General features: G+C 47.5%; 13 protein-coding genes. 6 read left to right on the forward strand and 7 right to left on the reverse strand.

The window, feature by feature from the left end:
• Positions 1-133: 133 nt before the first annotated feature.
• Positions 134-1,027 (forward strand): carbohydrate ABC transporter permease, encoded by an 894-nt coding sequence (locus EC604_RS10275; protein ID WP_123064073.1) that lies wholly within the window; start codon positions 134-136, stop codon positions 1,025-1,027.
• Positions 1,027-1,845, forward strand: coding sequence for a carbohydrate ABC transporter permease (locus tag EC604_RS10280; protein WP_123064074.1), 819 nt, complete (start codon positions 1,027-1,029; stop codon positions 1,843-1,845). The genes EC604_RS10275 and EC604_RS10280 overlap by 1 nt, the downstream gene beginning before the upstream one ends.
• A gap of 178 nt (positions 1,846-2,023) precedes the next feature.
• On the opposite strand, the gene EC604_RS10285 is transcribed toward EC604_RS10280, so the two are convergent.
• From EC604_RS10285 to EC604_RS10295, 3 genes are all read right to left on the reverse strand, one after another.
• Positions 2,024-2,983 (reverse strand): MraY family glycosyltransferase, encoded by a 960-nt coding sequence (locus EC604_RS10285; RefSeq protein WP_090921690.1) that lies wholly within the window; start codon positions 2,981-2,983, stop codon positions 2,024-2,026.
• 133 nt (positions 2,984-3,116) lie between these two features.
• The gene (locus EC604_RS10290; protein ID WP_123064075.1) at positions 3,117-3,971 is read right to left on the reverse strand and encodes a hypothetical protein; all 855 of its coding nucleotides are present in this window, start codon (positions 3,969-3,971) and stop codon (positions 3,117-3,119) included.
• A complete protein-coding gene (locus EC604_RS10295) occupies positions 3,971-4,282 on the reverse strand; it encodes an ArsR/SmtB family transcription factor (protein WP_123064076.1) in 312 nt (103 codons plus the stop codon). The genes EC604_RS10290 and EC604_RS10295 overlap by 1 nt, the downstream gene beginning before the upstream one ends.
• 202 nt (positions 4,283-4,484) lie before the next feature.
• Here EC604_RS10295 and EC604_RS10300 point away from each other — a divergent pair, with 202 nt between their 5' ends.
• Positions 4,485-4,874: a nuclear transport factor 2 family protein gene (locus EC604_RS10300; RefSeq protein WP_123064077.1), complete on the forward strand. Its 390-nt coding sequence runs from the start codon at positions 4,485-4,487 to the stop codon at positions 4,872-4,874.
• 623 nt (positions 4,875-5,497) lie between these two features.
• Here EC604_RS10300 and gntK read toward each other — a convergent pair.
• The 4 genes from gntK to EC604_RS10320 all read right to left on the reverse strand — a co-directional run bounded on the left by gntK (position 5,498) and on the right by EC604_RS10320 (position 10,432).
• Positions 5,498-7,048: a gluconokinase gene (gene gntK, locus EC604_RS10305; protein WP_123064078.1), complete on the reverse strand. Its 1,551-nt coding sequence runs from the start codon at positions 7,046-7,048 to the stop codon at positions 5,498-5,500.
• Positions 7,049-7,264: 216 nt separating this feature from the next.
• Positions 7,265-8,092, reverse strand: coding sequence for a carbohydrate ABC transporter permease (locus EC604_RS10310; protein ID WP_123064079.1), 828 nt, complete (start codon positions 8,090-8,092; stop codon positions 7,265-7,267).
• A 20-nt stretch (positions 8,093-8,112) separates the two neighbouring features.
• Positions 8,113-9,063: a carbohydrate ABC transporter permease gene (locus EC604_RS10315; protein WP_240036778.1), complete on the reverse strand. Its 951-nt coding sequence runs from the start codon at positions 9,061-9,063 to the stop codon at positions 8,113-8,115.
• Positions 9,064-9,157: 94 nt separating this feature from the next.
• The gene (locus EC604_RS10320; protein WP_123064080.1) at positions 9,158-10,432 is read right to left on the reverse strand and encodes an ABC transporter substrate-binding protein; all 1,275 of its coding nucleotides are present in this window, start codon (positions 10,430-10,432) and stop codon (positions 9,158-9,160) included.
• Positions 10,433-10,834: 402 nt separating this feature from the next.
• On the opposite strand from EC604_RS10320, the gene EC604_RS10325 reads away from it, so the two are divergent.
• The 3 genes from EC604_RS10325 to glpK all read left to right on the forward strand — a co-directional run bounded on the left by EC604_RS10325 (position 10,835) and on the right by glpK (position 13,913).
• Positions 10,835-11,608 (forward strand): GTP cyclohydrolase II, encoded by a 774-nt coding sequence (locus tag EC604_RS10325; RefSeq protein ID WP_123064081.1) that lies wholly within the window; start codon positions 10,835-10,837, stop codon positions 11,606-11,608.
• A gap of 225 nt (positions 11,609-11,833) precedes the next feature.
• Entirely contained in the window at positions 11,834-12,403 is a 570-nt protein-coding gene (locus tag EC604_RS10330; protein WP_123064187.1) for a glycerol-3-phosphate responsive antiterminator, read from the forward strand.
• Between the two features lie 22 nt (positions 12,404-12,425).
• Positions 12,426-13,913: a glycerol kinase GlpK gene (glpK, locus tag EC604_RS10335; RefSeq protein ID WP_123064082.1), complete on the forward strand. Its 1,488-nt coding sequence runs from the start codon at positions 12,426-12,428 to the stop codon at positions 13,911-13,913.
• Positions 13,914-14,315 lie beyond the last annotated feature (402 nt).

Genomic DNA, 14,315 nt, shown 5'->3' on the forward strand with positions numbered 1-14,315 from the left:
ATTCTCGATCTAAGATTCCCATACAGAGTATCCACCGGAATAGCGCTTGGGGTAAGAGCCTTCAGGCCAACCTCGATCAAGCAAAGCTGTTATTCCGGTTTTTTGGTTTTACCCGATGAAAGGTGTGAGGACGATGTATCCGTTTGGAAAAGGGAAGGCGCGGCTGATTCCTTATCTATATTTAAGTATTCCGCTGTTGCTTTATGTCGTGTTTGGCTTTGGCCCGTCGCTCGTGACTGTGCTGTTTTCGTTTACCGATGCGACTGGAGTGAGAGGGCAGGAATGGAACTTTGTCGGTTTCGAAAATTATAAAACCTTCTTTGGCGCATCCAATGCGGGTGACCGGCTGGACGCGATCGGGCGTTCCTTATATTTTGCGTTTGCCGTAGTCATCATCCAAAACGCAGTAGGTCTGTTCATGGCAATCCTGATTAACAAAAAACTTCGAGGCGACAAGCTGTATCGTGCGGTATTCTTTTTGCCCGTCGTGCTGGGTGTAACGGTGTCCGGATTGATCTGGCAGCTCGTAGCGAATCCGCTCGGCGGACCTGCGCAGTCACTTCTGAATTTCTTTGGCACGAGCTCGAACTTTTTCGGGGATTATAATATTGCCTTCGAGCTCATTATTTTCGTGCAAATCTGGATGTACATGGGGTACTCCATGACGATCTTCCTTGCTGGCTTGCAGACGATTCCGAGTGATCTATACGAGGCAGCTTATATGGATGGTGCATCGGGCTGGAAAGCATTCACCAACATTACGTTTCCGATGATTGCTCCTTCTTTTACCGTAAATATGCTGTTGTCTATCATCGGCGCACTGCAAACCTTTGACATTATCTACGTTCTCACAGGCGGTAAGTTTAATACAACGACACTGGCATTTGACGTGTATGCAACAGCGTTTGGCAGCGGTACGGCGGATTATGGTTTGGCTTCTGCGGTAGCGATGATCCAGTTCTTGTTTGTGTTCACGATCTCCATGGTCGCGTTGTTCTATCTTCGGAAAAGAGAGGTGGAAGTATAATGAAGCAAAGCGGAACATCAAGAACAATCAGCTACATTATTGTGCTGCTGATGCTTGCGCTATACGTCTTCCCTCTGTTCTATCTGTTTAATGTGTCGATGAAAACACAGACGGAGTATTTGCTGAATCCTGTAGCGTTAACGGAAGGCATACGGCTGGAGAACTTTGCCGAAGCATGGACAAAAGGCAGTTTCTCGCAGTACATGTGGAACAGTGTGCTTTACACGGGCGTGTCCACACTGCTGACCTTAATTTTGTCTATATTTGCAGCCTTCCCGCTTGCTCGCAGATACGTGAAGTTTAGCACGTTTATTTATATTTTCTTTTTGATTTCCATGTATTTGCCGAACCCGCTGATCCCACAGTTCTCTTTGATCAATCAACTGGGTCTGTATAATACGCAAACCGGTTACATTTTGCTGAAAACGACGGGTACGGGCATTGCGTTTCTGATGTTTGTCGGTTATATCAAATCGGTATCACGCGAGCTGGATGAGGCTGCTGCCATGGACGGATGTGGGTACACCCGTTATCTGTTCACCATCCTTGTCCCGTTAATGAAGCCGATTCTGGCAACAGGCATTATTCTCACAGCCATCGGGGTATGGAATGATATTATTGGTCCAACGATCTATCTGTCTGATCCGAATTATCAGCCAGTGACCAAAGGGTTATTTACCTTCTATGGGCAGTATATGAATAACTGGCCGCTACTAGCGTGTGGTATTCTGATCGTGACGTTGCCACTGGTTGTGTTATACGTTGCGTTGCAACGTTTTATCGTTGGCGGTGCAATGGCTGGCGCGGTTAAATCATAGGTTTTTTACGAATTAGAAAAAACGGCTAATCTTGATGTGTTCTTGATATGTAGATATCAATGTAACAAGATATCGAATAACCAAAGAAAGCCACCCTCATGCTAATGAGGGTGGATTCTTGTATTTCTATTAAATCATTCATTGCGTAGCTTGCATTGGAGGATACAATGATTTTCTTTTACATATCGACTAACAACAAAATAATGGAGGACAGGCATAGACAAGTGCTGACCAGATAGAGCACGGCAACCACCTGTTTGTGGTTCAAACCGGCACGTAGCAGGCGATAGTGAGCTTGGCTTGCATCGGCCTGATAGATTGCTTTGCCTTGCAAGAAACGTTTGATCACGACAAAAATATTATCAAAAATCGGTACGCCGAGTGCCAGGATCGGAATGAAAATGGACAGCATCGTCGCTTGTTTGAATGCACCGTCAAGTGCGATAACTGCTAGAATGAAGCCTAGGAACGTAGCGCCAGCATCGCCCATAAATACTTTGGCCGGAGCCTTGTTGTATTTGAGATAACCAAGCGTTACCCCAACTAAAGTGATGGACATCAGTGCTGAATCACTCTGGCCCTTCGTAATGGCTACGATAAACAGCGTAATTGCCGAGATCGCGGACAAACCACCAGCCAGTCCATCCATACCATCTGAGAAGTTAATCACCGTCGTAACTCCGAAAATCCACAGGATCGTCAGAATGAATTGCAGCCAGATCGGCAGGAGCACATACTCTGCATTGAACGGATTCACGAATCCGGTAAACGCAATACCTGACGCAAAGACGAGCACCGCAGCCGAGACTTGAATAATCATTTTAGGTAATGCGGGAAAGTCTTTTCCTTTGGTTTTGTACCAGTCATCAATCGTGCCGATCGTCAGGAGAAGCATTCCACCTGCAACCAATGCGGCTGTCTCCCAGGTCAATTCTTTTGTAAGAGCAATGTATGTCAGGAAAAATCCAGTAAATATCGCGTAGCTAGCGGTCAGTGGTATCGGTTGCCTGTGTAGCTTACGCTCCACATCTTCCCGGGGCTTGTCCACAAAATCCAGTTTGTGCGCCAGTCGGCCCAGCGGCGGAATCAGCAAAACCACGACAGCAAAAGACAATATGAAAGCCAGTATGTACATCATAAACTCGCTTGGTTCACTCCCATCATCCTCATTTCCTCTTATTATACGAGTTCAACCCGAAATCTGTCGATATCAGTATTGTAACCTGGAGCATGGATGGTCATGCGATTCAGATGTAATAGATGAAACAAATTTAGAAGTTACTTTGAGGCAGATAAGGGCCAAAGTAATCAAGTACGTTTTCGGCATGATATCCATCATCGCCCTGCCAAGTTGCGACAAAGACAAAGTCGCCCGAACCACCTTTACGTTTCCTTGGCGTATCCCCGGGAACCAGAATACCTGCGGCTGCCCAGATTTCTAGCAGGGAGTCCCGTTCCTGTTTGCTAGAGGGCAGACATTCTTTCCACTTTTTCTCCAGAGAGCGGGCGCTGTCTTTCGGGTCTCCTGTCTGTGAGGCTTCCAGCATCTTGGCAAGAATTGTTTGGTCTTCCGTAGTTACTGGGTAAGGGTGGAAATGACTGCTCTCAGTGCTGTTGCAACTATTATCATTGTAATCCTGAAGCAACAATTCCAGATCCAACAGGCAGTAGAGCAACCAACCGTGGCGCACCCCACCCCATTTGATTCGTTCAAAATTCAGTACATTCAGATCTTCATCAACATATTGTTTATCCGATTGTAAACGAAGGAAGTTGCAGTCCCCGCAGGCGCTTGTATTGGCGTGTAAAGCCGGGCGTTCACCGTAGGTATGCAGAGGCATGTTTCGTGTCAATGCCCAGCTGGATAATGCGCTGCGCAGATACACTTTTTTGGTCGAGAGACTGTGTAGAAAGGCCGTAATGACGCGCTCCTTAAGCACAGGGTTCTGATGCATGTGATGCAGGCGCTGTACGATTTCGTCATGGCTGATCGTGAGCGGGTCGAACATGACGCCCTTGCTTTTGGCATATTCAAATTCATCACCCTCGAAGGGGTCATGGGGTGATTTCCAACCGCCACCGCCCCAAAATGTACTCAGTAGAATTTTGGCAGCTTTTTTATCCATTAGGCTGAGCCTCCTGTTTGTAGAATCATAGCGACCAGTCCTGGAAAACGTGCAATTAGTTCGTCCTTTCTCAGGGAATAAAAGTGGTGTTTGCCGTCAATTCGTGGCTGAATAATACCAGCTTCTCGCAGGATTTTGATATGGTGGGACAACGTTGATTTGGAGATATGGTCGACTTCAAAAGCGGAGCAATTTTTCTCACCCGAGCTGGCTAAACAGTATGCAATCTTCATGCGTATCGGGTCACCGAGTGCATTGCAAACCGCGGTCAAACTCATTTCCGAAGCGGTAGGTATCGTTAAAGTTCTCATAAAATAGACGTTAGCATAGTTGGCTACTTCTTTCAATGTTCGAAAAAAACCGAAATGTATGTTGCGATTCGGTAAGCGAGTGTGATACATTTCTTATCACAGCATTTAGTTCGAAATTATTCGAACTGATGGCATGTGCTGATCATACGGCATGAAATTTTTCGTTCGAGACAGCATGAGACCAACAGGAGGCTAACTACTAATGAATACAGCAGTGAACATTACGATGTTAAATAACTATTTCAGATTATTTGATGCTTCACGGACAGATAAACGGGCTATGCAGGACTTGTTATCCCTGTTTACACCGGATGCCGAGATTGTGTTGAATGGCACTAGTCATACTGGGTTTGAGGGGTTTATGAAAGCTTTCTATGATTACAACCAAGACATTAAACATATGTGGGATGCCTGGGTGCCCCAACCGGATGGTAGTTATCAAACCAATTGGGCTGTGTGCGGACAAGCAGCAGATGGATCGGTGTATGCGAAGGTGGGCGTGGATATTGCGCGTGTGAATGATGCTGGCCAGATTGTTTATCTGGAAAATGTACAAACGGACGAGAATGCGTTCAGCAAATATAATTCGTAAGTGTGAATTTAATTCGCCAGAGTAAATATGTCTGAGCGTTAAGGTCACTCATAAGAGTGAATTTAATCTGTAAGAGTTATTATAAGTTCTTGAGAGCTATAATCACGCGATAGCTATAAGTAGGTAATGTAATACCATTTGGGTGGTAATCAGTATTGACTTATTGTAATTTGAGTTATTTGATGAACTCCACAGTGTAATACTGTGGGGTTTATTTAGGTTTAGGTGAGGGATGCGAGAATACAGAGGAGGTGAGAGAGGAAGAGGCGAAGCCGTCCAGAGTTCCCTAATTTCTAACGATCACCAGTGACGTTATTTACGCCAAATAGCTGTTTTTAGGCCACTTTTAGCCTGGAAATTCAGAAATAAGGTGTCTGGTGATCGTTAGCTTTTTGTCATCTGCACCAAATGCTATCTTAGTTAGTATCTTGTACCTGATCTTGATATTGGAGATCGCTACTACGCTCCTGCACCGTCTGATTCAGAGTATCGTTAGCGGCTTACTCCTCACCAGCATCATTCGTCCGGCTCTTGGAGATGTTTAGCGCATAGGCTCACACATCAGCACCATCTATCCGATTCTAAGAATCGCTAACGCGGCTCCTTGCTGTGCCAACTCGCGCTTACTCCTGCATCATTCGATTCTGGAATGCCGCGATATCGGCATAATCCTCTTCGAATTTGCGTGAGATACGGATGAAAATCGGCAACAGTTCACGATACACGCGTACACGTTCCGGGTGTGGCTGATGGCGGTGTGTCGATCCAATCATGCCGGAAACGGTGCTCAGGGAATCGATACGGCCTGTGGCATACAGCCCGAGTACAGCGGCGCCAAGGCAGGAACTCTCGATGCTTTCGGGGATGATGACATCCTGATCGAAAATATCGGCCATCATCTGCCGCCACAGCTCGGAGCGGGCGAAGCCTCCAGTAGCCTGGATCTTTTTCGGACGGCCAATCTTCTCTTCAATCGCGAGCATAACCGTGTACAGGTTAAAGAGCACACCTTCGAGTGCGGCACGAATCATATGCTCCTTCTTGTGATGCAACGTCAGGCCGAAAAACGACCCGCGTGCATTCGGGTTCCAGAGTGGTGCGCGTTCTCCTGTCATGTACGGGTGGAACAATAGTCCCTCTGAACCTGGCGGTACATTTTCAGCGACACGTGTCAGGACTTCATACGGATCAATCCCGAGGCGTTTTGCCGTTTCCACCTCAGAAGCCGCAAACTCATCCCGAATCCAGCGGAAAATCACTCCGCCGTTGTTCACCGGGCCCCCGATGACCCATTGATCCTCCGTTAGCGCATAACAGAAGAAACGCCCTTTTGGATCGGTCACTGGTTTATCCACGACCGTACGAATCGCCCCGCTGGTGCCGATCGTCACAGCAACAACCCCTGGGTCAATGGCGTTCACACCCAGATTCGAGAGCACACCGTCGCTTGCCCCAATCACAAATGAAGTCGTCTCCGCGATGCCCATCGCTTTGGCATACTCGGGGTGAAGTCCTGTTTTGAATACATGAGTTGTTGGTACAAGGCTGGACAGATGCTCTGGCGTAATGCCGGCAACATGCAATGCTTCTGCATCCCATTCGAGTTTCTCCAGATTCATAAGTCCGGTGGCGGAAGCCATCGAATGGTCGATAACAAATTCAGAGAATAACTTGTAGAAAACATATTCCTTCATGGAGATCAATTTATGCGTCTGTCTGAACAGATCCGGTTGTTCCCGGGTTAACCACATGATTTTGGTGAGTGGGGACATCGGGTGAATCGGTGTGCCTGTTCGCAGGTAGATTTCATGTCCGTTCATCTCCGATTTGAGTGCTTCTGTCCACTCGGCGCTGCGATTGTCTGCCCATGTCATCGCTCGCATCAACGGTTTGCCTTGTGCGTCCACAGGCAGGACGCTGTGCATGGCTGAACTGAACGAGACAAACAGAATGTCGTCCGGCTCTACCCCAGCTTTAGAGGTGGCTTGCTGCACAGAGGAAATAACTGCTTGGAAAATGTCCTCTGCATCCTGCTCTGCAATCGCGGGCGATGGTGTGTGTAGCGGATAATCTGCACCACCTTGTGCCACAATGCTGCCGTCTTGCTTGAACAACACAGCCTTGGTCGAGGTTGTGCCGATATCTACGCCAATCATATAAGGTGAAGCCGCCATGGTGATCATCCCTCTTCCGTTTCAATTACTGCGTCGGAAAGTGTTATGGAATGCGTGTCAAAAATGTTCTGTCTCCTCGACTTGCACATAACAGCTCATCCAAGCTTATATAACGTCTGGTATATCATCTATATAATAAGAATATCAGACTTGAGGGAAGGATCAAAATGGCTTCATCTACGTGCTCCGCTCTAGAGTTTTCTTACTTCTCAAAGGTCAGTCCTTCACAGCTCCTGCGGCAATATCCGAGATAAACTGGCGGCTGATGAACAGGAACATGATGATGAGTGGAAGAACGGCAAGCAGTGTACCTGCAATGACCATCGCATAGTCTGTATTATAGAGTCCATTTAATTGAGATAATGCAATTTGCAACGTGTACTTGCGTGCATCTGTCAGTACAATTAGCGGCCACAGGTAGTCATTCCACACGCCGATAAAGGTGAATGCTCCGAGAAAAGCAAACGCAGGCCGTAGAATCGGCAACGCAACGTTCCAATACAAACGAAAGAAATTACATCCGTCAATTCGTCCTGCATCCAGCAGATCGTTCGGGATGGATTCCGTCGCATACTGACGAATCCAGAAGATGCCGAAGGCATTGACCATGCCCGGAATAATGAGGGCTTTGAAGGAACCCACCCACCCGAACGTGGCCATCAGCACGAAGGAAGGGACCAGCGACAGCTGGGAAGGCACCATCATGGTGGCGAGCAGCAGGACGAAAAGCCATTTTTTGCCGGGAAACTCAAACTTCGCAAACGCAAATCCCGCCAGTGAATCAAAAAATAACACCAGAATGGTCACTATACCTGATACAAACAAGGTATTCAGAAAGGCTCCCCAGAAATCAATCTGCTGCAAAACCCGTGTAATATTATTCCACAGTTCACCGCCGAACCAGAGCTGGGGCGGAAACTTGTAGATGTCGGACGTTGTTCGGGTGGACATAACCATGAGCCAATAGAACGGGAACATGGATATAAGCATGCCACCGATCAGGCCGGTATACAGCACCAGCGACTTGAGATGTTTGGACGCCATGAGCGCTCCCCCTTGTCACATCAGGATGATTTGCCTTGAACAAGCTTCCAGTTCACGATCGAGAACAGGGCAATAATCAGAAACATGCCCCAGCCAACGGCAGCACCGTATCCGAAATAGTTGTTGATAAATGACTCACGGTACAAGTAAAGTACGATGGTCATACCGGCTGCTCCGGCACCACCGTCATTTCCCACGAGCACTTGTGGTTCAGTGAACAGTTGCATGCCGCCAATCGTAGATGTAATGACCGTGAACAGGATGACGGGGCGTAGCATCGGAATGGTAATACGAAAGAAGGATTGCACAGCGGATGCCCCATCAATTCTGGCTGCTTCATACAGCGTCTGCGGGATGCTCTGAAGTCCGGCCAGATAGATAATGGCGTTATATCCGGTCCAGCGCCAGACAACCATGGAGGAGATAGCGATTTTGATGCCCCATGGTGCATTCAGCCACTCGACTACGGGAAGGCCGACCGACTGCAACAGATAGTTGAGGAAGCCGTAATTGTTCGCAAACAGTGCGCCGAAGATGATCGCTACAGCCACGATAGACGTCACATTGGGCAGAAAGTAACCGACCCGGAACAAGGTACGGAATCTGATGAAAGGCGCATGTAGCAGAAACGCAATAATCAGAGCGAAGAAAAGCATGGGAATGGTCGAATAAATCCAGATCATAAACGTGTTGCCGACCGCTTGCCAGAACTCGGCATCCGTAAGCATATATTTGAAATTGTTCAAGCCGTTATACGTCATCACACCGATACCATCCCATTTATGAAAGGCCAGATAGAACGAGAAGGCAATCGGGAATAGGCCAAACACGGCGAACAAAATGTAAAAAGGCGAGATGGCAACATAGAGCGCACGATGCTCCCATATACGGGCCCAAAGTGATTTTTGCCGGTCTAGATCGGGCTGGAACGGACCGGAATCAGGGGACGTGCGAGGTTCGGTGACAGCCATAACAACTCCTCCTTTACGGATAACGAACCACATCAAACGAGATCCAGTGAAGCTAATAAATATAAGTGATAACCGTTGTGATCAAATGCATGCTTTAACGCTGTAATGCCCGCTCGACGCGGTGCACCGTATCCGACCAGACTTGCTGTGGATCAGCGTCCTGTTTGGCGATATCATTCAGCCGCCGGGTGATAATGTTGTGTACAGACGGATATCGTTCGCCAAAAAAGGCATCCGGCACATGCTGTGCAGATTCAGCAAATATCGGACCTGTTGCTTGCCCGCCGAAGAAAGATTCCTTTTCTTTCATGGTTGGTTTATCAAACACGCTTGGGGCTGATGGGAACAGGTTGAGTGTCTGGTACTGCTCCAGTTGGTTTTCTGGGCTTTGCAGCCAGCGAATCAATTCAAAGGCCTCCTTTGGATGTTTGCTTGATTTTAAAATGGAGAGAAAGGAGCCACCATTATTGCCATCTCCCCCAGGAGCGCGCGTAACACGCCATTTGCCTGAAGTATCCGGTGCTGCCTCCTGGAGTACTTGCTTCATCCAGACGGCACCAACAAACGAAGCAATTTCGCCGTTATTCATCGCTGCATTCCAGGTGGGTGTCCAGCCGTCAGCGTTAGCAAGCAGTTCTTTTTCCTTGAAAGCAACCGCTGTATCCCAGCTTTTGTGTACAGTAGGAGAATCCATGCCGATAAACGACCCGTCTGGACGGAAATAACGTTCTGAAGCTTGAGAAAGAACTTGATTGTAAACGCTTCCAATGTTATCGGTCAGAAACACCTTTCCGGCAAACTTCTCCTTGATCTGCTCTCCGGCAACAGCATAGGCATCCCAGTTATCGATCTGGCGTGCAACCTGCTCCGGCTCGGAAGGTAGCCCTGCTTCCTTGAACAAGTCTGCGCGATAGAAAAGTGCTGTTGGCCCCGTATCCATCGGAAAGCCGATCATCTGTCCATTTGGCGTCACGCCCTGCTTCCATTTCCACGGCAGATACTGGTCTTCGACCTCTCCTGCGCCTAGATCGTACAGGTTATAGAAGCGATCCTCGCTTGGGAATAACTCCATGATCCAGTCGTTGAGTGCAACGATATCTGGCTCACCTGAACGTGCAGCGAGGGTCGTTTTAAGCTTGGCTTTGAAATCCCCGCCGATCTTCTGCGCAGTCAGTTCAATATTCGGGAATTTCTCTTTGGCCTTGGCAATGAGTTTGTCGTCAATGGATCGATTCCAGTACCACAATGTAAGCGCTACCTTTTTACTGGATGCTGAATCATCCTGTCCCGGCCAGATGGAGCATCCGCTGATTAGCAGGACACAGACCATGATGATGGCTATCCAACAAGTTCTTCTACGGCGTTTCATAGGCTAACCCCCTCATCATTAGGTTTGACGCAAGAAGTATCAAGGACTAAGGCTGGGCTTCGTGGACTACACCAATAGTGTATGAGCAGTTTCTAAACTCATACCCAATATTCCTCGAATGAAACACATGGTTTGTGTCCATTGCGTAACATAAATTTAGTAGTTACTTTAAAAATAAAAGTTACTTGACACAATATAATTTTTATTCTAAACTAACTTACATTAAGTAACTAATTATAGTGAGGATTATATAGATACGTAATATTTCGCTGTGAACAGAGCTTGAAAATAAGATGCTTTGGAATTTATTGCGTCAGTAAGTGATCCAAAATCAAAGCGGTTGCGAATGCATAATATTATGGCACAATTTGAGATGAAGATGCTTAACAGGAGGAACGAACGATGATCAATTCACATATTATTCAACTGCTTGCCCCTAAAATCCAGACTTTTCCGAGTGGAAAAGAATTCATACATTTGGTGGGGCCCATTAAACTGCCGGTCAATCTGGATGGGGAAACGAGAACATTTCAGTGGTACAGCTGGCTGAAAACGGATAAAGCGATGGAAAGCGGCGAACTGATCGCATCTCTTGCGGGTGCTGAACTGGCAGAGCGTCAGCAATCCAGCGTGCTGGTATATGGCGACTTTGCTGAGGCGCAGGATGCGTTGATTCGTATGCATAGCATCTGTCACACGGGCGATATCTTTGGCAGCAAACGCTGTGACTGTGGCTTCCAGCTGGAGCAGTCGATGAAAATGATTGCGGCACATGGCGCAGGTGCGCTGTTTTATCTTGCGAATCATGAAGGACGGGGCATTGGCCTGTTCAGCAAAGCAATGGCTTACATTTTGCAGGAAGAAGGTCTGGATACGGTAGATGCGAACCTGCAACTCGGCTTCACGGATGATGCACGTAATTATGACGATGCAATTGCTGTATTGCGCGCACTTCGCTCGGCTCCGGTTACGTTGATCACGAATAATCCACGTAAGCTGGCTGCTTTGCAGGAAGCAGGACTCAATGTGGGCGGACGTGTTCCGCTATGGGGAGATCGGTCGGCATTTAATGAGAAGTATCTGCAAACGAAAGTGAACCGTTCAGGTCACCTGGCGGAAAGCGATAACTGGGCCGATGCGGGGACAGAGACACGTGTTCCACATGCACAGGCTTGATTGATTAAAAATAACGATTTGGAGTAAGATTTTGATTGATAGTAATCAAACGTAGATTGCAGTGTAGATGGGCTGTTACGGTGCTTTTCATTGAAAAGTGCAGTAGCAGTCTTTTTTCGTTGCAAGATACGTCGCTGCTTTCCTTGTTCTTCCCCCAAATAGCTTGCCGTTGGTGTGTGACGAATTATACAATATAGGCATCTGATGGATGCAGGAGGAACGATGGTGGCATTTGAGGGACAGCGTATTTTGCCAGCGGCGAAGAGTATGAAGCAGTTTGAAGCAATCATCGAAGGCCCTTATACTTACGGGGTTATGTTGGAAACGCATATCGCACAGCTGCAGAGTATGATGGAGCAGGCTCGGCGGTATGAAAAGAAGATTTTGTTGCATGCCGATCTGGTGCAGGGGCTGAAAAATGACGAGTACGCTGCAGAATATCTATGCCAGCATATTCGCCCAGCCGGCCTGATCTCAACACGTGCCAGTATCATCCAGAAAGCAAAACAAAAAGGCATTACGGCGATTCAAAGGGTATTCCTGCTGGATACCCATGCGCTGGAGAAAAGTTACCAACTGGTTGCCAAAACACAGCCGGACTATATCGAGGTATTGCCTGGCGTCATTCCGCATATTATTGCGGAGGTGTCTGAACGAACAGGTATCCCCATCATTGCAGGGGGACTGATTCGCACACCTGAAGAGGTAGAACTTGCACTCGGTGTCGGAGCGGCAGCTGTAACGACATCCAATGATGATTTGATCAAGTATTTTAAGAAATCGCTTACATTATGATTACACACTGGAGGCACAAGGTATGGAAAAATTTATTTTGGCTCTGGACCAAGGCACAACCAGCTCCCGGGCAATTCTGTTTAACCACAGCGGCGAGATTGTGCATATGGCACAGCAAGAGTTCCCGCAGTATTTTCCCAAACCGGGCTGGGTGGAGCAAAATGCCAACGAAATCTGGAGCTCCATCCTCGCTGTAATGGCATCCTGTCTGGCGGAGAGTGGCATCAAACCTGCACAGATTGCAGGTATCGGCATCACCAATCAACGGGAAACCGCAGTGGTGTGGGATAAGCAAACCGGCAGACCGATCTATAACGCAGTGGTATGGCAGTCCATACAGACAGCATCCATCTGTGATGAGTTGAAAACGCAAGGGCTGGACGACCTGTTTCATCAGAAAACAGGCTTGCTCATTAACCCCTACTTTTCGGGCACAAAAGTAAAATGGATTCTGGATCATGTCCCTGGTGCACGTGAACGGGCAGAGAAAGGGGAGTTACTGTTTGGCACCATCGACAGTTGGCTGATCTGGAAACTGAGCGGTGGGACCCATGTTACGGATGTTTCGAATGCTTCGCGCACCCTGATGTATAACATCTATGAGCTGCAGTGGGATGACGAATTGTTGGACATTCTGAATATCCCTAAGGCGATGCTTCCTGAAGTTCGTGGCTCTTCCGAGATATATGCGCATACGACAGATTACCACTTCTTCGGTCACCGGGTTCCGATCGCGGGTGCGGCAGGAGATCAGCAGGCTGCATTGTTTGGTCAGAGATGTTACATCCAGGGCAGTATGAAAAATACATACGGTACCGGATGTTTCATGTTGATGAACACAGGAGAAAAACCTGTGCAATCGGATCACGGGCTGATTACAACGATTGCCTGGGGTGTGGATGGTAAAGTTCAATATGCGCTGGAAGGCAGCATTTTTGTAGCAGGTTCAGCTGTGCAGTGGCTGAGAGACGGTCTTCGTATGCTTCGTTCGTCCAAAGACAGTGAGGACTATGCGAAGCGGGTACCTTCGACGGATGGAGTCTATATGGTACCTGCCTTTGTGGGACTCGGGAGCCCGTATTGGGACAGTGATGTGAAAGGGGCGGTATTTGGCCTTACTCGCGGCACCACGAAGGAGCATTTTATCCGTGCTGCACTTGAGGCGCTGGCTTATCAGACCAAGGATGTACTGGAGGCCATGGTAACTGATTCTGGGTACCCTGTACATATGCTACGTGTTGATGGGGGTGCGGCGGCGAATGATTTCCTGATGCAATTCCAAAGTGATATTCTGGGTATTCCTGTGGAACGCCCGTCAGTGAACGAAACGACAGCTCTCGGTGCAGCCTATCTGGCAGGCTTGGCCGTCGGGTTCTGGTCAAACGTAGATGAATTGAACCAGCACGATCATACGGAGCGAGTCTTTGAGTCTGTGATGGCCAAGGACGAGCGGGAGCAGTTATATTTCGGTTGGCAACGAGCAATCAAGGCGGCCATGGCTTTTAAATAAAATAGAAAACGGACGTAAGCCTCCCTAAAATTTTAAAAATGGTCATTTGTACTTTTTCATTAAACATATGTTATAAATGATATTTACTGGTGGGAAATGACGCTTGATTTACAGGGATTATCTTCCTGGATGGAGGGGATGTATTGTCCACAATAAGGAAAATTGTAGATTTAGTGGATTGCTTTGAAATTCCATCCTTGCACAAAAAAAATTTTTTGAATTTTTTTGAATAATGTGTCAAATCAGGCCTTCACGCCACCGAAAATCTGTGATAGGATTAGGTTACAAGTTAAAAAATGATGTCTGGAGATCGGGAGGGACCACGTGCGTTCAGCAATTGCTGAACGAATGACGTGGTTCTTTTTTTGTTGTTTTTTAGAGAAAAATAAGGGGAATTATGGA

Source organism: Paenibacillus amylolyticus, from assembly GCF_003719335.1.
GTDB lineage: Bacteria > Bacillota > Bacilli > Paenibacillales > Paenibacillaceae > Paenibacillus > Paenibacillus amylolyticus_D.